This is a genomic window from Paenibacillus chungangensis, from assembly GCF_042675905.1.
Taxonomy (GTDB): domain Bacteria; phylum Bacillota; class Bacilli; order Paenibacillales; family Paenibacillaceae; genus Pristimantibacillus; species Pristimantibacillus chungangensis.
In genome coordinates, this window is the sequence record NZ_JBHTJZ010000072.1 from 57768 (window position 1) to 77867 (window position 20100).

Consider the following 20100-nt stretch of genomic DNA (forward strand, 5'->3'; position numbering starts at 1 on the left):
TCAATTTGTTGCAAAATAATACCGCCCGCCGACTGGTGGCGAACGGTACTCTGCGCTTACTTTAATTGCAGCATAATCTGTCTGATGCGGGTCGAGAATTGGTCGGCCTCGTCATGCGTCAGCTGAGAACCGCTATACTTCGCGCGTTCGAAGTCAAGCAGCGCTGCGGATAGATCATCCTTGAGCCATTTGTAGCTGCCGGACCATCGGAAGATTGCTTCACGCAACGTCTCATGTTCCTCGCGAGCCATCCCGTGCTTGACGCACTTGCGGAGCAGCCGGTTCATGTCCAGTACGACGCGTTCATTCGCCGAATGCGTACGGCGTTCCAACCGCTTCAAGTACATTCGCAGCTTCTCTCGCTTCATATATGCCCATACAGCCAGTGCCAACAGAAGAACGGCGAAGCCGGCGATCGTCCCGATCAGGGAACCTGTAGACGACGTCTGTGTCTCTTCTTCAGCCGTTGTCTGTCCGTTCTCCTCCGTCTGATCAGGTACGGACGGCTCCAGAGGAGCAGCTCCTTCCGGAGTGGAGTAAGGAAAGGAGAAGCCCGCAGTCGCCTCGAACGGTATCCAGCCGTAGCCTTCAAAGTAGATTTCCACCCAGGAATGCGCATCGGAGTTACGAACCGTGTACGTGCCTGCGCCGTCGGGGTTCATCACTTCATCTTCCGGAAGACCTTGACTCAGCTCAGGCAAATAAGCATCCATCGGCAGCACACCAGGTGTGAATCCCTTCACCCAGCGCGTGGGCAATCCTACACTTCGCGCCATGACAGCCATAGCGGTAGAGAAGTAATCGCAATACCCCTCTTGCAGCTCGAACAGAAAGCCATCGACGAAATCCCCGCTGTCCTCAGGCAGCTTGGACAAATCCGGCTTATTATTGTAGGAATAGTTCAACCGCAGGTGAGATTCCAGCAGCTTCGCCTTGTCATAATCGGTAGCGGCCTCCGCCGTAATCTCGGCGGCCAGATCGCGAACCCGCTGAGGCAGCGACTCCGGTAGCTGCACATATTGCTCGTGAAGCGAGCCCCCAGCCACCTTCGCATTGGTCTGCCGCAACCCTTCCTCATCCAAAACTGTTACCTCCGATGTGACGGAATAGGTCTGAGGGTACGCCCGGTCATCGCCCAGCGGCAGCCTCACTTCCCATGTGTCGGGCAGCCAATCCAGCAATCTCGACGGAAATTGCTGTTCCTCCGTTCCGACCTGATGAACGATAGAGACAGGCGCTGCACTGAACAATACCGGGTAACGGTCCTCGCGCACCATCGTCACCATCTGATCCACCATAATCGTCTCGGCTAGGGAGCGGTCGACATTCTCCTCAAGCTCTCCTCCGTACGCTACTTCCTCGGCAGAGATGCTGTTAATGTACTTCTCCTCATAGTAGTCCCAGCCCTGACCGGTATACAGGCCTTTCGTCTCGCCTCGCCAGTAGCTTCTGTGCGTCGTCGTCACTGTCATCATCGTCGAGTGATCGAAGTCGAATCCGCCGCCGAGCACACTATCGTCGCGACTGTATCCCGAGCTTGCATTGCCGCTAGGTGACGGCGCGGGATCGTTGAACACCGCCTTCTCGCCTAAGAACACTTCTACACTTTCGCCGCGGGCATTCTTCCACAGAGTGTACGGGTCCTGCAGCATCGGCGCAAGCGAAGGCATATTCATGCCTGCAATCATTAGCGCGGACAGCACGATGACAGTGGGAGCGATTAATTGAAACGGATACTCCATCAGATGACTCCAGCTGTCGGGATGCCTCCGCTGCAGCTGCGATAAGTGATCCGCCACAAGCCAGAGCAGAGCGAAGCATACGACGAGAGCGACGTTGTCCCAGAGCCAGATCGGCGTGAATGAGTCCGTAACCGTCAACATAATCAACGCCATCCCGATAAGCCCGAACACTCTCGGGCGTGTAACCGCCCAAGCGCTGAATACAAGCTGACCGAACAGGAGAGCCATGCCAATCCATATGAAAGGATGGAGCTGCACAGCGAAGTCCAGCAGACGGAGCAGCCATTCCTCCGTGGGATTGTTATCGGACAATGCGATCGAACTGTCGAATCTGGCGAATCTAATTGTTATCAGCAATGCCGACATAAAGGCCAGCGCCAGCTTGATCGTTGAGCGCCCGACAGGTATGAACAGATGAATGATCGCTCCGCAAATTAGACTGAAATAGGCGATATTGAAGGACTCCGGCCACCAGTAGCCTTCGAACACCGCTAACGAGCTTGCCATGATCGCGGCGACAAACAATCCCGTCAGCCTTTCGTACCAATAATTGAACTTCAACTTGCGCTTCTTTACAGTTCCGCTCATGCGATCCCGCTCCCTTCCAACACTTCAGGAAGTTCATGCAAGTGACGAATATCATACAGCAGCCAACCGCGGCTCCTGATCATCGCTTTCCACGCCGTATCTTGCTCTGCATCGTCTCCGACATGAAGCAGACAAGGCGTTATGCCTCTGCGCGAGATCCATTCCATCGTCTGAAGCATCCCGCCCCCCGTCTCCCCCGACACGACAAGCGCGAAGCAGCCGGGCAACAGGGAAGACTCCGCAAGCGGCAAAGCAAGGGACAACGCCTGCTGCGCATCTGCATGGACGAAGGTCAAATGCTTCATCATAGCGTTGCGTTGTTCCAGACCGGAGCGGGGCGGCATGCTGGTCAAGCGATCGCCTATCGACAGCAAGCCCATCGCCGTATCACGCTTCAAGCCATGCTCCAGCAGCGAGGCTGCAACCGATACGGCCAGCTCGAATGTATTGCTTGCCTCTTTCCCGTATGAAGCCTGGCAACGGTCCAGTATCAGTATCGTGCGAGGCAGTGATTCCCTCTCGAATGCTTTGGACTTCCAATGCCCCGTCCTCGCTGTCGCATTCCAGTGGATACGCGACAGCTTATCGCCATGCAAATATTCGCGGATGCCGTCCAGCTGCGTCGTCTCCTTCGCCGCGCGAGACGCCGCCGCATGGGAATAAGGTCCGCGGATGCCGCGCTGGAAACCGCTCCAATTCCGCAGGTGCACCGTCTGAGGCAGCACGCTGAATACGGACTCCGACTGAAAGCTGCCCGTATGCTTCAGCAGGCCGAATATATCCGACGCCTCGCATTCCGTCTCGCGGAATCGGTACTCCCCTCTTCGCAGAGGCGGTGTCGTATAACGCACGGAACCGATGCGCTTCCAGCCTGGAATGAAGGAAGTCTCGAATACGCTGCTCCCTCCATCATGCCGGACAAGTGTATCCTTTACGATTATATAAGGCAGCGGGTAGATGCCCGGCACCTTCACCTGCAATCCGATCTCAAGTGAGCTGCCCGCCGTAATTGAGCCTTCATGAACGTGGGAACCGCGGTTCAGGAACGTTCTGCTGCCCGATACCCTCGTAATGCCGCTCCAGCGACCAAGGAATAGATAAATAAGCAACAAATTCAATATGACGAACAACATCAGTGCAGTCTTGCCGCCTTGGAACAAAAAATAAAACAGACTGCACAAATAGAGCGATGCGATCAGTAACGTGCGGCGCTGCTTCTCCTTGTGCGCACGCATATTATCGCTCTAGCCGGACCGGCACTTTCGCAGCCTGGATAACTTCCGCTACGATATCCTCAGCCCGCTGTCCGTTCATTCTTGCTTCCGTCGCCAACAGCAGCCTGTGCGACAATACGTATGGCGCCAGCTCCTTCACATCGTCCGGCGTCACATAATCGCGCTGCTGCAGGTATGCGCTTGCACGAGCGGCCCGGGAAAGCGATATGGCTGCACGCGGACTCGCTCCCAGCAGCACGTGCGCATGCTCGCGCGTGGACCTCACCAGTTTGATCAGATAATCGCCTACCGCTTCATCCAGATGGACGGCCAGCACCTGCTGCTGAATGCCGACCATGTCAGACACTTCGATGACGGGCTGCACCGACTCCGAAGGATGCCTGATCCCCGTCGTCACCATTTCATGCTCGTGCTCTTCGGAGGGGTAGCCCAGCGACAGCTTCATCATGAATCGGTCAAGCTGCGCTTCCGGCAACGTGTAGGTGCCCTCGAATTCGATCGGATTCTGAGTGGCGAGCAAGATAAAGGGGTCAGGCAGCTCGTAGGATTCGCCGTCCACCGTCACATGCCCTTCCTCCATAGCTTCCAGCAAGGCCGATTGCGTCTTCGTCGTCGCCCGGTTAATCTCGTCGGCCAGCAATATATTGGTCATAACAGGACCTGGTCGGAACAAAAACTTCTCTTGCTTCGGATGATAAATCGATACGCCTGTTATATCGGTAGGCAGCAGGTCGGGATTGCATTGAATGCGTCTGAACTGACCGCCGATCGCTTTGGCCAATGCTCGTACAAGCTGCGTCTTTCCCGTGCCGGGCACATCTTCAAGAAGCACATGTCCACCGGCCATGACAGCGATTAGCAGCCTCTCGATTTCCATTCGTTTTCCCAGGATACAAGCTTCCAAATTTTCAACGATTCTGGAGCATAACGCCATGTCAGATGATTGGATAATTGCCATTTCACTACCTCCCGGAAAAATGAAAATGATAATATGCCATAAAATTAAGTGAATATTATCATTTTACAGTATTTTCGCAGGGGTACACAAATGCTGGTCGCTACAAAAAAAATTGGAGAATCCCACAGGACTCCCCATCTCTTCAATCATCCAGCTGTCTTCCTCTGGCAATCAGCCCTTGGGCCGAATGACGAGAGCGGCGAGAAAGGAGAAAATAATCGCTGCGGATATGCCGGCGCTCGTCACCTTGAATATACCCGCGATTACCCCGATCCAGCCTGAATTGTGAAGCTCCGTCAGCGCGCCGTGAACGAGCGCATTGCCGAAGCTGGTAATGGGAACAGTCGCTCCGGCGCCCGCGAACTTGATCAGCGGCTCGTACAAGTTCAGACCGTCGGCAATCGCTCCGAGCACAACGAGTGTAGCCATCGTATGCGCCGGCGTCAGCTTGAGCACATCGAACATCAGCTGACCTAGCACGCAGATTGCTCCTCCTATAACAAACGCCCATAAGAAGATCATCGCTGCACGCTCCCTTCCGACGAAATCGCCACCGCATGGGCAATACAAGGGATGCTCTCCCCCTGTTGAAAGGATAGCGGGGATAGCAGTGCGCCCGTCGCGACGACTAGTATCCGTTTCAACTTGCCCTCCTGCAGCTTCTTAAGCAGATGACCGTATGTGACGACGGCCGAGCACGCACAGCCGCTGCCGCCCGCCTGCACCTTCTGCTTCTGGACGTCGTACACCATCAGACCGCAGTCCTGGAATGTGGTATGGTCGATCTGCACGCCGTCCTTCAACAGGAGCTCGCGTGCGATGGGATGGCCGACGCCAGCCAGATCGCCCGTGACGATCAGATCGTAATCGCCAGGCGTGCGGCCTGTATCCTCCAGATGCGTCTGAATCGTATCTACGGCAGCAGGCGCCATCGCAGCTCCCATATTGAAGGGGTCCTTCACGCCCAGATCGACAATCTTGCCCACCGTCGCGCATTCCACGACCGGACCTGCCCCTGACTTGGCAATGACCGCCGCACCTGCCCCGGTAACGGTATATTGCGCCGTCGGCGGCTTCTGCGAGCCGTACTCCGTCGGATAGCGGAATTGCTTCTCCGCCGTGCAATTATGGCTGCAGGTGCCTGCCAGCGCGTATTCCGCTGCTCCGCTCTCCACCAGCAAGGAGGCAAGCGCCAGCGTCTCCATGGAAGTGGAGCAGGCGCCGAACACGCCGATATACGGGATGCCGAGGGCCCTGGCGGTGAAGCTGTTGCTTATAATCTGATTCATCAGATCGCCGCCGACAAAAAATTGCACCTGGGTGCGTACGAGACCCGCCTTCTGAATGGCAAATTCCGAAGCTTGCTCCAGCAGCAGCCGCTCCGCTTTCTCCCAGCTCTTCTGCTGCATGTCCAGCTCCGGATGAACAAAATCAAATTCGTCTGCTAGCGGCCCGTCGCCTTCGTCTGGACCGACAACGGTTGCCGCCCCGATGATGACGGGACGATTGTGAAACCACCACGTTTGTTTGCCGCGCAGCATATCATTGTCCTCCGGTGCCCAATATGAGATGGACGATGCCTACGAAGAAGGCGGCCACCGTACCGAAGACGATTACGGCTCCCGCCAGCTTGAACATATTGCCGCCTACGCCGAGCACCAGACCCTCGCTGCGATGCTCCAGCGCCGCCGAGCACATGGAATTGGCAAAGCCGGTAACCGGAACGGCCGAGCCTGCGCCTGCGAACTGGGCCAGCTTGTCGTACACCCCAAGGCTGGTCAGAATAACGGACAGCAGGATAAGGACGGCGACTGTGGGATTGCTCGCTTCCTCAGGCGTCATATCCATCAGATGAACGAACAGCTCGTTAATGGCTTGTCCCACACAGCAGATGCTGCCGCCGATCAGGAAAGCCTTCAGGCAGTTGCCCAATATGGAGCGCGGCGGCTCCTTTGATTTGGCAAAGGATTGATACTCCTTCGGCGACATCGTCATTTTTTTGTAACGGTTCGGGGTTGATCCATTGGATGCCAAAGTTGACTTCCTCCTTCATGCAAATGATCGACCTTCCTTCCCGTTCATTATTTGTCATTGTCGCCTTTCTTATCCGCACACATCTCCGTCGTTCGAGTCTAGTAGGGCAGTCCGGCAAGCGCAAATACGTTGTCAAAACCCGCCTTGGAACGCTGCGCCAACTGATCTGGCGATTCTGCCGGCTGCTCGGCCGTCAAAATCTCTTGCGCGACGGGACCGCGGTAGCCGATATCATGTAACGCATTCAGAAAGCCTGACAGATCGATGATTCCTTCTCCCGGATAAAGTCTTCCGTTGTCCAGCGCTTGCTCTACCGGCACATCCGGCGCATCGTTAATATGGACATGCACAATCCGCTCCGCCCGGAGCGACCGGATGGCGTCAGTCCCAAGTCCGGTCGTATACCAATGATACGCGTCAAGGAGCAGCCCGACATTGCTCTCGCCGATTGCAGCGACCCAGTCCAGCGTCTCTTCCATCGTCCATATGAACGGATGGCGCCAATGCGTGCGCAGATGATGCGGACCCACAAATTCCAGCCCCAGCGATATGCCGTAAGCGCCAAGCACCGTCGCGCACTGGCGAAGGCGTCTCGTCGCGATGGCCATGAAGTGCGCAGGCGCGCTATCGATCGACGGCAATATGTAGGTGCAGCAGCGCGTGCAGCCGAGCGACCTGGCCGCGGCGGCTTGGTCGGGCAGCCGCTGCAGTCCCTCCAGAAATTCCGCTTCCCCGGCTCTCCACTGCACGGATAAACCGATTGAGCCGATGGATACGCCGTGCTCGTCCAGCAGTCCGGCCGCTCCTTCCTCTCCCAGCTTCTCGATTAACGGAAGCGCATCCACATCGACAGACTGAAAACCGTATTTCCCCGCAAGCCGGATCAGTTCCTCTCCTCCCGAGAGGGCGCCCATTCCTGCGCCGGTAAGACCTCTTAACATGATCAACACACTCCTATCGTCCGTTCCATTGCAGGAACTCCTTCTTCAGGCTTCATTCCTTATTATCATAGGCTAATTTCCCCAAAGAGGAAAGAGACGATATGACTTGTCATCCGTTATAGTCCACTGTGAATATAACAGCTTGGGAGCTGCGATTACCGGGTCGAAGCCCGCAGCAGAGGCTCGCCGTAGATCATAACCTTCTCCGGCAGAGCCGATCGGTTGGCAATCCGCCACATTAGCTTGTCCGTCGCGCGGCGCCCCATCCACTCCGTATGCACGCGCACGGTCGTAAGCGCAGGACAAGCTTGGGGGAACGTGTCGTCGAAGCCCGTTACGGCGCATTGCTCCGGCACGCGAATGCCTAGCGCCTGGCACGCCTCCAATAGCTGCACGGCCAAGTGATCGTTGGCGCAGACGAATACGTCCGGCAGCTGCATCTCCCCCAGCGCTGCAGGCAGCCACTGCTCCAATCGCTCCGCTTCCTCCCCGATAAGTCGGCTGTCCTGCTGCGCCTGCAGCCCGAATCCAAGCAGCGCTTGCTCGTAAGCTGTCCACCGCTCTCGGAAGCTGTGCGCATAAGCTATATGACCGACAAATTGAAACGTCCTGTACCCTTTGCCAATCAATTGAGTCATCAGATCGTGCATGCTTCCGTAATTATCCGCGCTGATGAGATCCGTCCTGTGTACAGGGTCGACATGGTCGACCATGACGACAGGCATGCCCAAGCGATTCATCTCCAGCAAGGCGCCGCCGGACACCTCCCCGATCGTAATGACGCCTATAATCGCTTCCGGATTCAGCACATGGAACAACCCCTCGCCTGTCGGCTCCGTTACCGTAATCATGTGGAGGCCGCGCTCGGCAATGCCGGCGGCTATCCCCTCGAAGATTGGCCCCCAATAAGCGGATTCCTCATTCTGATAACGGACATCGGGAAAGAGGACAATGATTGTGCCTTCCTCCGGAGCGTCCCGCCCTTCCACGGCAATCGGCATCTTTCGCCTAAGAGTGTTGTTGTAATATCCGAGCTGGAGCGCCGTCTTGACGATCATCTCCCTTGTCTCGTCACTGACGCCTGATTTGCCCGACAGTGCTCTGGATGCGGCGAACTTCGACACCCCGGCCGCATCTGCAATTTGTTGTATCGTTACTTTGCTCCGCTTCGCCATGTCTACCATCCCGTCAATGAAATTCTGCTACTATTCTATCACATATACGCTCCAACAAAGCCTGATCGTGACTGATGACAAGCAAGCCTATGCGACGCTCTTCCGCGATGCGAAGCAATCCGTGCCAGATCTGGACGGCCGATACAGCGTCGAGCATGGCGGTTATCTCATCGGCGATCAAGTAACGCGTATCCGGGCCAAGCGCACGTACAATGCAGCAGCGCTGCAATTGTCCCCCGGACAGCTCGCCGGGGAACCGATCGGACCAGCCGGGAATAACGCCCATCGCTGCGAGCGTGCTATCGTCCGGCCTCCAGCCTTCGCACAGCACCCGCTTCATGCGCCAGCCGGGATTCACAGCCAGCTGCGGATGCTGATGGATAAGCTGGACCGCATCATGCTCATGTCCGCTCCTTCGCTTCCCGCCCACAAGCACCTCGCCTTGCATCGGCGGCATATATCCCGCGAGAAGACGGCCGAGCGTCGATTTGCCGCTGCCGCTGGGACCGAATAACCCTACTACTTCCCCGGGCAATACGGTGATGTTAAGCGATTGGAACAGCCAATCCCCGCTCCCGTACCGCCAACCGAGCCCCTTGCCTTCAAGTGGCATGATGACACCTCGCAATTCCTCCACGCACAATGCGAGGAGACGGCATACCGCTGACACAGCGGGCACTTGCTTCATGACACCATGATGCGAAGAAGCAGCCGTACTCGGAAGCGGCTGTTCGTCTCTCGGGCAACGGATGGAAGCCGTTCTGCGGCAGCGCGCGCCACAGCGCACGGCTGTAAGGATGGCGCAGCAACTCTCCGTCACCTCGAAAATCGCTCGCCTGAGCCGTCTCAACAGCCATCCCTTCATAAAGCATCACGACACGATCCGCAGCCTGGAGCGCCGCTTCAATGTCATGCGTAATGAACAGGACGGCCGCCCCTGCGTCGGCTAATTCCCTTAAGTGCTGCAGCGACTCGCGGGCATCGTCGGCGCCCATTCCCGGCGTCGGCTCGTCGGCGATGATAAGCTTCGCTTCGGCTGAGGAAGCCGTCGCCAGAAGCACCTTCCGCGCCATGCCGCCCGACAGCTGGAATGGATATAATGACTCCGCCTTCTCCCCGAGGCCTAGCCGTCTTAGCAGGCCTCTCCGCTTCGCATGCGCTTCCTGACCGGAGCTGCGGGTGGACAATTGGGAGCCGACGGTAAGGAGCGGATCCAGGAAGGTGACAGACTGCGGCACGAACAGGAGGTCACGTCCCCGCAGCTGTCTCAGAGCCCCCTCGTCCAGCGGCTTGCCGTTGTATCGAATCGTCCCCGACGTGGTGGCATTACGCGGCAGCAGTCCCATGACGGCATGGGCCAGCAGGCTCTTGCCAGACCCGCTCGCTCCGATGATCGCGACCGCTTCACCTTGCTTTACTTGCAGAGAGATATCGTCGACCGCCTTCGTCCATCCCTGTCGTAATCCGGCTGTATAGCGACGGAACGAAATGGATAAATGTTCAATCTCTAGCACAACCATATTCAGCTTCTCCCTCCCTTGATCTATCCCCATGCGTTACAGCTGCGCGCTACCGGGAGCAATGAGACGCCGCAACGATTGGCCCAGCGCATCGAAAGTGCGGACAGTCGCCAGCAGACACAAGCCGGGGAATAAAGCTAGCCACCACATGCCGGAAGTCAGGTACCTCATCGATTCCGACAAAATGATGCCGATAGCCGGCTGGCTGGGCGGCAAGCCGAGTCCTAAAAACGTTATGGCCGATTCATGCAGCACCGCATGCGGAAACAATAGCAGCAGCCCCGTCATCACTTGAGGCAGCACGCCGGGCAGCAGATGCCGGGACATGATCCAGTACCGCGATCTTCCCAGCTTGCGTGAGACCGCCACATAATGCGAATGGTTAAGCGACATCGCCTCGGCGCGGATGACTCGTGCCAGAGCGGGCCAGTGTGTCGCCATAATGCCGATGGCGATGCCCTTCATGCCGCCGCCGCATAGAAATGCAATCAGAATGAGCAGCACCAGATGCGGCACGCTCATGAATATGTCAATTAACCAAGTTATGATTCGGTCAGCCACTCTGCCCAGCGTCGCCGCGGCAAGCCCCGCAGCCGTAGCCATGATCACGCTGAACAGCGCTCCTGCCATTCCGATACCGATACTTAGCGCCAAGCCCTTGAACGTACGGACTAGCATATCTCTTCCCAGCCAATCCGTGCCGAAGGGATGGTGCAGGGATGGTGGAAGATTGCGAAGCTCCAATTGTACGCCAATCCCCGATCTGCCGGTCAAGCCGGCTACAAGCAAGGTGGCGATCAGCAGCGCAGCTGCAGTTGCCGCTATGCATATCGCGCGCGTCCGCTCATTCCGATGTCTCTCCAACCCTATTGCCGTATGTCTCATAGCGCCTCCTTCCTGCTCATTCGCAATCTGGGATCGACCAGCCGATAGAGCAGATCCGCTATGGCGTTGCCTGCGAATACAAATATAGTTGTGAACAGTACAATGCCCATCAACAGCGGAACATCTCCTCTTAAGCCGGCTTCCACTGTCGCTTGCCCCAGGCCCGGATAGGAGAATACCGCTTCTGCCAGCACCGCTCCTCCGAACAGCTCTCCGAAGGAAGCGAACTGCAGCGTCAGAGCGGGCAATGCGATGTTGCGCAAGCCGTGTCTGCGTATCAGCTCCAGCCCCCTCACTCCGCGAGCTCTGGCGAACAATACGTAATCGCTATCCAGCACAGCAATCAATTTCTCCCTCGTATGGAGAGCGATCGGGGCGATGCCTGCCATGCTTAGCGTCAGCGCGGGAAGCAGCAGGTGGCGTATATGGTCAAGCAGCGTGACCTCCTCCGCAAGCTGGCCTGCGGGCACGCCAAGGCCGACGGGGAGCCAGCGAAGCCACACCGCGAAGACGATCATTAACAGCAAGGCGAGCCAGAAGGATGGCGTCGAAGCAAGCGTATAGCAATAATTGCGGATGAACTTGTCCAGCCAGGATTCTCTGCGCAGCGCTGCAGCTACGCCCGCAAGGAAGCCAACGACTCCCGAGAGCAGCCACGAGACAGCCATCAGCCAGAACGAGTTCATGAACCGCCCGCTTATGACATCGGCTACCGGCTCCCGATAGATCATAGACACGCCTAGTTCACCGTTCACAAGAGACGTCGCCCAGTTCAGATAACGCTGCACGAACGGCTGGTCAAGCCCCCAGTACGCTTCAATCTGCGCTCGCTGCTCCGGACCTACCGACAGGACATCAGCACCGATATAAGCCTGAACGGGATCGATCGGGGACATGCTCACAAGTGCGAAGCTGATGGTGCTGACCGCAAAAAGGAGCAGAACAAAACGCAATGCGCCGGTGCCGAAAAAACGAAGGTAAAGCCACAGTATGCTTCCCATCACGTCAATCCGTCCACTTCCACTGGACAATGTTGTCGGTGACGGGCCAACCGTGACCGTGAGGCTGAATGTGCGGGCTGCCGATATCTAGATCGTCACGCACCAGATAGAGGTGCTCGATGTTCACAAGCCACGCCCACGGCGCGTCGCCAAGCGCGCTGAATCCGGTCTCGCCATCCCATTGCGCCTTCTTCCAGTAGCTCATCGCTTCCTCTTCCGTCGTTGCCTCCAGCGCTTTCGTCATCCAGTCGTCAACGGCGGGGTTGCCGTAATAACCGGTATTGTAATACGCCACGCCGCTGTTCTCGCTCGCATGAAGCGCGTACAGCTCCAACGGGTCGTGACTTCCCCAACCGAACAGCACCGCATTGGCGTGCATGGCTGACTCCAGCTCGTCCCAGCTTTTGCCGTCGACATGAATTTCGATGCCTGCCTGAAGCGCCATGTCCGCCGCTGCAAGCGCAAGCGATTGTCTTGTAGCATCTCCGGCGGGATAGAGCAGCGAGAATTCCGCCTTTAGGCCATCCTTCTCCATGATGCCGTCTCCGTCGCTGTCGCTCCATCCCCCTGCGACCAGTATGCGCTTGGCTTCCTCCGCATCTCCGTCCTGTATAACAGTATCGGGATTCCACCAAGGCAAGCCATCGACGGAGGAATAAGCGGGCGTTCCGTGCCCCTCCAATATGCCGTCGACGAGCGCATGGCGATCAATGACGACATTCATTGCCTTGCGAATGGATGAATCCGCTGTCACATCGTTGCCGACGGCGATGCCTTCTTCCGTCACCTCACCCGATTGCACATACGGGAATGCGATGCCTCGATTGTCCACGGTCTGCAGCGCTATCAGATGCATGCCTTCCACCGGCTGCTTGCTGAATGTGGATGGGATGTAGGCCATGTCCACTTCACCCGCTTTCGCTGCCGCGAATGCCGCATCCTCATTCAGGAACAGGAAGGTCAGCTTGTTGAATATGGGCCGCTCCCCATAATAGAGCGGATTCGCTTCCACGATCAGCTGCTGTCCACGATCCCATTGGCGAAGCAGGAAGGGGCCCGAACCGATCGGTTCGCTGGCATACTTATCGGAATGCGCATGCTTCGGCACGATTCCTGTCGCCACAAGCTGATACAGGAACGTCGATTGCGGCTGCTTGAGCGTAAACACTACCGCACCATCCCGTTCCTCGACATTTTCCATATTTGTCAGATCAATGCTGGAGCCGCTTGCGGCCGCTGTCTGGAACGTATAGACCACATCCATCGCCGTCAACGGCTGTCCATCGGAGAATTGTACATCTTCCCGCAGTTCTATCTCCCACTGAAGCCCATCCTCGCTAACGCTGTATCCTGTAGCAAGGTCATGGACAATACGAAGCTGATCGTCCCGCTTCAGCAGTGTGCTTTGGAATAGCGGAGAGCCGTAACGCCCCCACCCTCGGGTAGGATCGAATCCGGCATCCGGCTCGGAGCCGATGGCTACGATCAGTTCATCCCCCCGTTCTCTGACGCTGGCGTCCGGACTGGCCATACATGCGGACAATAAGCTGATAATCGAAATCATGATAAGCCATTTGTACCCATTGCTCCCCTTCAACTTCAACCTCTCCATCCTTCATGAAATATGTATCATTTACCTCATATTGTAGCATGCGTTGACGACCTTATTGAACAACAATCTGAGCCCATTCATCGTCTGAAAAGGAGGAACCGTTTAGCTTTGCAGCAATGGGGTTGTGTTATAGTCTATTAGCACGGTGAGAATCTCTTATGGTTACATGGAAATAATTAAATTTGTCTTTTTTATGACATGGCTGTGACGTTTCGCATATTCCTATTGACGCAATGAGAGTATATGGTGTACAAACCGGGCAATTTATCATTATAATAGGACATAGAGAAAAGGAGGGTTGGTATGCATAAGTGGATAATGGCGGTCCTTCTTGGTGTGGCAGGTGTAATGGCAGCTTATCTGTTGTTATTCGAAATGCCAGCTAAAGAAGAAACTGGGGAGAACCAAGATACCGGATTCACGGTGCCGGACACTGCGGTCGATGCGGCTGCAGCGGAATCTATCTACAAGAGCAATTGTTTGGGCTGTCATGGCGACGAATACCAGGGCGCAATGGGTCCTGCGTTGAATCAGGTCGGAGCTACCTCCAGCAAGGAGCAGATCTTCAAGAAAATTTCCGGCGGCGGAGGCGGAATGCCTGCGTTCGAAGACAAACTCAGCGAAGAAGATATCATCAATCTGACGAACTGGATGTCAGAGTTCAAATAACGGATATCTGCGCACAGAAGAAGAGCCCTGCTCCAGCTATGGAGTCAAGGCTCTTCTTCTATTTCATTCTGTTCGAGCTGACGATGAAAACGCCGGCCTACGACTATCCGGAAGCGGAGCAGCGCTGAGCATGCTCATTGGATTCCGCCACAACATCAATCTCCACGAGCAAATCATAGTTGAGATCACAATATATCGTTGTTCGTGCCGGATACGGTTCCTCGAAATAGCGGACATATATTTCATTAAATTCGTCAAAAAACTCCCGTTTTATCAAATATACACTCACTTTCTTCACATCACTGAAATCCAGACCCTCTCCCTTTAAAATCGATTGGATATTGCGCATCGTCTGGACAGTCTGTTCTTCAAGCGTGGGTCCGACGACAGCTCCCGACACCGGATCCAATCCGACTTGCCCGGAAACGTATACGGCGGAGCCGAGCCGGGAGGACAAGGAGAATGGCAGACTTGTTTTATTCGTCATTGAATCATCCCTCCTTCGAATCCATATGTGTTGCCATCGCAATCAACCACTGCGCAACAGCTTCGGAGATCACGCGGACATACTGCTCACCGCTCTCTCTCGCAGCCATTATGGATGCATCCGTAACGCCGTCATAACCTGTCAGCAGCCCTCTTCGTCCAATAGAGACGTTAGCCATGCCTTGCGATGGGGATGTTAACGTTTTGTGGCCCGCAATCCGTTTCTCTTCCTTCACTTCATCCGGCGCTATTGCCATAATCATCGACGTCTCGAAGACGCCGGCATGGCCGGGCACAGGACCGCACTCCTCCGCACCAGCTCGCAGGAGAGCCTGCCGAGCGATGTTCCAGTAGGAGGCGGCGGCCGTCCACACCGGATATTGCAACGCGATATCGGCTGTCGCTTGCTGCATCTGCCATTCATTGCCGCCATGGCCGTTAAGGAATATAATCCGTTGAAATCCGCTCTCGTGCAAGCTTCGTCCAATATCCAGGAGCATCTGCAAATAGACTGCCGCCGAGAAGGAAATGGTGCCTCCGAACGCCAAATGATGCTCCGAGCATCCGATGCCGATGACCGGCGCCATCAACAGCTTCGCGCGGTTGCCGACGATTCGGATGGCTTCTTCACATATATGTTCGCAAATCACCGTATCCGTTCTTACGGGAAGATGCGGGCCGTGTTGTTCCGTAGCCGCCAATGGCACAACGACCGCAAAACCATCTTGCGCGAGAGCTTTCAGCCGTTCTCTTGTATGAACGCCAAATCGAATATCCTCCATTCACTACGTCCCCTTCTCCTCGCCAGGTATCAGCTCTATGATCTTCGACAATAGATAGGCAACCTCTGCGCGCGACGCTCCGCGCTTCGGCTTGAAGGTGCCGTCGGGATAACCGGACACAATGTCGAGCCTGTACAGCAAAGCAATGGCATCGCTTGCCCATGGGGACACGTTATCGCTATCCAAGAAGCTGACCGTGGCCGTGTCGAGTGCATCGGCGTACTTCACCAACTTGAACGCGCGCACGACAAGTACAGCCAGTTGCTCGCGGGTCAGCATCTCATCCGGATGAAATTGGTCCTCGGCAACGCCATGCATGATGTCATGAGCGGCTGCGGCTTCAATGCTCTCCTTCGCCCAATGATCATTCACATCGCTGAATCGGCTCTCCTCCATCGGTGAAAGGTTAAGCGCTCTAACCAGTAAGGTTGCCATTTCGGCTCGCGTCATCCGCTTATCCGGTTTGACGGTCCCGTCGGGAAACCCCTTCATCCAGCCGGCTTTCATCAGCTTGACAACATGCTGCTCCGCCCATCCGCCGCAAGCGTCCGCTTGGCTGGCGCATATGGCATGATCCTCGCCAGAGCTCTCGGATTCGGAATCGGCTTCGAACCCTGATCCGTTATCGGTGTCCTCTTCTGTCTCCGATGCCTCCGGCTGTTCCGATGTCGGTTGTTCCGATGTCGGTTGTTCCGGCTCCGTTGGCTGCTCCGGATTTGTCGGCTGTTCCGGCTCCGTCGGAGGGGAGATATCCGATATTTTCTCAAATTTCACCGCGCTTGCTCGCAAATATCCGAAGCTGTTATCCTCAGGCGAAGTCATTCGGGATAACTTGACATATCCGGCCGTGCCTGCGTTGAAGGTATGCTCTCCGAGATCCACCCAACCTGCCTCTCCCGTCGTCTGATCGACTGCCGATTCGGTTGTGCCGCCGGCGCTCACCACCTCAACCTTCGCATTGGGATCGCTGCTTGGATGCACCAGCTTATACAAGTAGACACGGTAAACTCCCGACTGCAATTCCGGGCGGAACGTAACACTCGCGTCCAGTGAAACCGAGTAGCGCGTCAAGCTTTGCTCGTCATAGCCGAGAATACCGCTCGTTGCCCATTCGCCTTCCTCCGTGTAGCCGGACTGGCCAATCGCAACAATAACCGACATTTCATCATCGTCTGGAATGGTGACAGACGGCACTTCAGGTGCCGGCAATCCAACCAGCAAGTCGTGATATGCCGGCTCAAGCCCCGCCTCGGCAGCAATCTCTGCAGGATATTCCGCTTCATCGGGTCTCACGCCAAAATAATTGTTCGAAAAGGCATTGTTAGGATCCAAATTCGGATCGCTGTCGTGATGAAGCAGATACGGGCTGATGATGCCAAGCGGCACGCTGTAGGTCATATTTTCGGTCACCGTCAATTGTTCAGACCCGGTATCCAAATAGATTCCGCCGTAGAGGTTGTGATTATCGTGAACGAGATTGCGGGCGATGGTCGTTCCAGGCTGTTTGCCGAGTAAATACACCGCACCTCCGTCGTTCAACCCGTACATGCCATGATGAATATGATTCCCTTCTACTCGGTTGTTTTTTAAAATTCCCGATTCCTGATGAGCCCCCCATCCCCAGCCGAGAGAGATTCCGCTGTAAGGGAAGTCGTACATCTCATTGTGGAGAATTTCGGTATGATCAACGTACAGGGCGAAGATGCCGATACTGTTCCAGTATTCCGTACCAATATCGTAAATCACGTTATTTTCCACTTTATTTCCGCTATTCACTTGTCTCGGATCTTCTGGATATGCATCTTTCATATCGCCGATAATGATCCCTGAAGCAGAGATATCCGTGAAGATGTTGCCGATAATCTGATTGTCGGTGGCGCCATTCTCGAGCACAAGCCCTGCAGCCCCCATATGCTCCCACCGATTGCGTTCCAATGTAATGTTCTCCCCGGCGTGAACAAGGACATTGCCGATCACTTTTTCTCCCTGATGGCTGCCTCCGGTCTGATTGACTCCGCTGGCAATAATATCTCCCTGGATCGCAGAAAGTCCTTGTTCGCTCGGCCGCATCCAACTGCCATGCCGGAATGTCAAGCCGTGAAAGGCAAGGTGATGAACAGGCTGACCAAGCGTCCCGCGAAATTCCAGCAAGGTCTCAAGCTGCGGCGCTATCGCCTCCGCGGCTGACATATCTTCATCCGGCAGGGGATAATAATACACTTCTCCGCTGGACTCATCCAGATACCATTCGCCCGGCGTATCCAGAAGCTCGAGTGCATTCTCGATGTAGAAATCCGTTGCGTCAGGACCGAATGTAAGGAAGCCGGACGTTCTGGCCCAATCAAAGTAAGGCTGTTTGAAAATCACATTCCATTCGCCTTGCTGTGATCCAGCGGAAATGGTGTCAACGATCAGGCGATGATGCCGCCAGGATTTATTCCAGACGAACTCAATGGAATCCGCGTTCCCCCACTGCCCGATAACAGAATCGTCGATGATGAAGCCGTTCTCCTCGTCATTCATGCGAATCGCGTCATAGGTCTCCGCAGATGCGGCGCGCTGCGCCCGTTCGCCGTTCACATAGAGCTGTCGGAAGGACATGTCGCCCGCATCCGCCTTCCAGAGCGGTCCGGCGCCTGCCTGCTGCCATCCTGTCAATGGTACGCCGCCGGTAATGACGGGCGCCGCTCCTTCTTCCGCCTTATACGTCACAACGTAGCCATTCGACCCCGAATCGGGCGTTCCGAATTGCAATGTCTCACTGATGGGATAAGTCCCGTCCGCTATATGCACGGTTATATCGTCCTGCATATTCCCGTTCAATTGGCGCACTTCTTGCCGGGCCCTGTCGATCGTGGCGAATGGAGCCGCCAATGTTCCCGGATTCGCATCATCGCCACTCGGCGAGACATATAACTCATTCACGGCATTGCTTGCCGGAGCAGTGGTGAAATGGAAGATGGCCTCCGGCAGCGGATTGCCGGCTCTGTCTGTCAAGCCTGCCTTCATGGTCAGCTTGTATGCGGTATCATAATTCAGATGAGCCGAAGGTTGAAGCCTGTACGACATATGGTCGCTGCCGACCGATCCTTCATAAGGGACGGCATTGCCGGTAGCTGTCTCCTGCAGCATCATATTGTCGCTAGTCAATGTCTCCAGATTCATCGGTTCGTTGAACGACACAATCAACGGCGAGCTGACGGTCTCCAGCACATTCATTAACGGAACAGAGATCGAGACTGACGGCGGCGTTACATCCTGCTGCTCGGTATGAAGCGTCCATTCCGTAACGCCTGTCAAGCTTGTCCCCGCCAGATCCTTCACTTCCGGACCGATGGTCAGCGTGTAGGCTGTATCATAAGACAAGGAAGTGTAAGGGTGCAGCATAACCTTCCTTCCGGCGTCCTTCACCTCGGCTGCAAGCTCGACCGCGCTCTCGTCGTCAACTCGCTTCAGCTCGAAATGCTGAGCGGTTAACGTGCCGGTGTCCATATAGGTAGAAAAGCTCACTGTAATGGGGGCATTCACGGCCGCTTCGTCCGGATTGAGCGAATCGTCAAGCATCGCGGTTGGCGCTGCTTCTACCCGCTCGAACTTGACTGCGTCCGCTCGCACCGCTGTTCCCGCGCTTGCCAACGTATTGCGCACATATCCCGAACTGCCGCCGGCAAAATAATGTTCGCCAAGGGAAACCCAACCTGAAGGCTCGCTTGTATAGTCAAGGTTGAACGTCGTCGTGCCGAACGCGCCCACGACATCAACTTGCGCCGCAGGGTCGCTATTCGCGTGAACTGGCTTGTAGATGCTTACCCGGTACGTTCCTGCATTCGCAAGAGTCGGTGTCCACTGCGCGTAGGCGTCCGGGCTTCCGGAATATCTCGTGCCGGAGTTGTTATAGCCCGGCAGAGAGCTGTCGGACCATGTGCCGAATTCCGTGTATCCGGGATCACCGTTATCGACAATGATCGGTATGTTTATTCTTTCGAATTTCACCGCATCCGTCCGGCCATACAGCCCGTCCGTTATGAGTGTATACGCCACATATCCGCCTGTTCCTCCCAGGAATGAATACGTGCCTAGCTCCTGCCAGCCGGGAGTGCCGATCGTATGATCGATCGTAACCGAATCCGTACCTCCCGCATGAATCACTTCGATTGCTGCGGCGGGATCGCCGCTTGCCGCGTCTACGATTTTATAGACCGACACCCGGTATACCCCCTCTGTCAAGTCGGGTGTCCATCGCGCCGTGTCTCCTGCCGTATAGGCATAACGGGACGGCGCCCCGTCATGACCAGGCAATCCCGAATCTGCCCATACGCCTGTTTCGGAGTATGCCGAAGCTCCGTAATCGATAATGATCGTCGCCGCTTCCGCAATCCCTTGCTCCGCATGGGCTTTCAGCGAAATGGCCTGTGCGATAAGCAGAAATGCGAGTACGATCGAGATGCTTGTTCTCATTTTCTTGTCCATGA

Annotated in this window: 17 protein-coding genes; 1 reads left to right on the forward strand and 16 read right to left on the reverse strand. The window is 55.8% G+C overall.

Translation table 11 applies throughout. The annotated features are described in order from the left end of the window. Nucleotides 1-56: 56 nt before the first annotated feature. From ACFQ2I_RS23000 to ACFQ2I_RS23060, 13 genes are all read right to left on the reverse strand, one after another. Nucleotides 57-2330 (reverse strand): transglutaminase TgpA family protein, encoded by a 2274-nt coding sequence (locus ACFQ2I_RS23000; RefSeq protein ID WP_377568588.1) that lies wholly within the window; start codon nt 2328-2330, stop codon nt 57-59. Continuing rightward, nucleotides 2327-3565, reverse strand: coding sequence for a DUF58 domain-containing protein (locus ACFQ2I_RS23005; protein ID WP_377568590.1), 1239 nt, complete (start codon nt 3563-3565; stop codon nt 2327-2329). Before ACFQ2I_RS23005 ends, ACFQ2I_RS23000 begins: the two co-directional genes overlap by 4 nt. 1 nt (nt 3566) lies before the next feature. Beyond that, the gene (locus tag ACFQ2I_RS23010) at nt 3567-4523 is read right to left on the reverse strand and encodes an AAA family ATPase (RefSeq protein ID WP_377568593.1); all 957 of its coding nucleotides are present in this window, start codon (nt 4521-4523) and stop codon (nt 3567-3569) included. Nucleotides 4524-4694: 171 nt separating this feature from the next. Then, the gene (gene spoVAE / locus ACFQ2I_RS23015; protein ID WP_377568596.1) at nt 4695-5045 is read right to left on the reverse strand and encodes a stage V sporulation protein AE; all 351 of its coding nucleotides are present in this window, start codon (nt 5043-5045) and stop codon (nt 4695-4697) included. Beyond that, a complete protein-coding gene (gene spoVAD / locus ACFQ2I_RS23020; protein WP_377568599.1) occupies nt 5042-6064 on the reverse strand; it encodes a stage V sporulation protein AD in 1023 nt (340 codons plus the stop codon). Before spoVAD ends, spoVAE begins: the two co-directional genes overlap by 4 nt. 1 nt (nt 6065) lies before the next feature. Continuing rightward, nucleotides 6066-6518 (reverse strand): stage V sporulation protein AC, encoded by a 453-nt coding sequence (gene spoVAC / locus ACFQ2I_RS23025; protein WP_377568678.1) that lies wholly within the window; start codon nt 6516-6518, stop codon nt 6066-6068. 137 nt (nt 6519-6655) lie between these two features. Then, nucleotides 6656-7498, reverse strand: a complete 843-nt coding sequence (locus tag ACFQ2I_RS23030) for a sugar phosphate isomerase/epimerase family protein (RefSeq protein ID WP_377568602.1) — start codon at nt 7496-7498, stop codon at nt 6656-6658. 155 nt (nt 7499-7653) lie between these two features. After that, nucleotides 7654-8673: a LacI family DNA-binding transcriptional regulator gene (locus ACFQ2I_RS23035; RefSeq protein WP_377568604.1), complete on the reverse strand. Its 1020-nt coding sequence runs from the start codon at nt 8671-8673 to the stop codon at nt 7654-7656. Nucleotides 8674-8686: 13 nt separating this feature from the next. Next, the gene (locus tag ACFQ2I_RS23040) at nt 8687-9286 is read right to left on the reverse strand and encodes an ABC transporter ATP-binding protein (protein ID WP_377568607.1); all 600 of its coding nucleotides are present in this window, start codon (nt 9284-9286) and stop codon (nt 8687-8689) included. Next, complete coding sequence (locus ACFQ2I_RS23045) at nt 9276-10193, reverse strand: ATP-binding cassette domain-containing protein (RefSeq protein ID WP_377568610.1); 918 nt, start codon at nt 10191-10193, stop codon at nt 9276-9278. The genes ACFQ2I_RS23040 and ACFQ2I_RS23045 overlap by 11 nt, the downstream gene beginning before the upstream one ends. Before the next feature lie 36 nt (nt 10194-10229). Continuing rightward, the gene (locus ACFQ2I_RS23050; protein ID WP_377568612.1) at nt 10230-11078 is read right to left on the reverse strand and encodes an ABC transporter permease; all 849 of its coding nucleotides are present in this window, start codon (nt 11076-11078) and stop codon (nt 10230-10232) included. Continuing rightward, nucleotides 11075-12079 carry an ABC transporter permease gene (locus ACFQ2I_RS23055; RefSeq protein WP_377568681.1) on the reverse strand — a complete coding sequence of 335 codons (1005 nt, stop codon included), beginning with the start codon at nt 12077-12079 and terminating at the stop codon, nt 11075-11077. The genes ACFQ2I_RS23050 and ACFQ2I_RS23055 overlap by 4 nt, the downstream gene beginning before the upstream one ends. Before the next feature lie 4 nt (nt 12080-12083). Next, nucleotides 12084-13643, reverse strand: coding sequence for an ABC transporter substrate-binding protein (locus ACFQ2I_RS23060; protein ID WP_377568684.1), 1560 nt, complete (start codon nt 13641-13643; stop codon nt 12084-12086). Nucleotides 13644-13994: 351 nt separating this feature from the next. On the opposite strand from ACFQ2I_RS23060, the gene ACFQ2I_RS23065 reads away from it, so the two are divergent. Beyond that, entirely contained in the window at nt 13995-14360 is a 366-nt protein-coding gene (locus ACFQ2I_RS23065) for a c-type cytochrome (RefSeq protein WP_377568615.1), read from the forward strand. Nucleotides 14361-14463: 103 nt separating this feature from the next. Here the strand turns inward: ACFQ2I_RS23065 and ACFQ2I_RS23070 are convergent, their stop codons facing one another. Genes ACFQ2I_RS23070 through ACFQ2I_RS23080 form a run of 3 tightly spaced genes read right to left on the reverse strand, consistent with a single transcriptional unit; the run spans nt 14464 to nt 20098 of the window. Further along, on the reverse strand, nt 14464-14847 hold the full coding sequence (locus ACFQ2I_RS23070; RefSeq protein WP_377568618.1) for a RidA family protein: 384 nt from the start codon (nt 14845-14847) through the stop codon (nt 14464-14466). Nucleotides 14848-14851: 4 nt separating this feature from the next. Further along, nucleotides 14852-15628: a creatininase family protein gene (locus tag ACFQ2I_RS23075; protein WP_377568620.1), complete on the reverse strand. Its 777-nt coding sequence runs from the start codon at nt 15626-15628 to the stop codon at nt 14852-14854. Between the two features lie 3 nt (nt 15629-15631). Next, on the reverse strand, nt 15632-20098 hold the full coding sequence (locus tag ACFQ2I_RS23080; RefSeq protein ID WP_377568623.1) for a golvesin C-terminal-like domain-containing protein: 4467 nt from the start codon (nt 20096-20098) through the stop codon (nt 15632-15634). Nucleotides 20099-20100 lie beyond the last annotated feature (2 nt).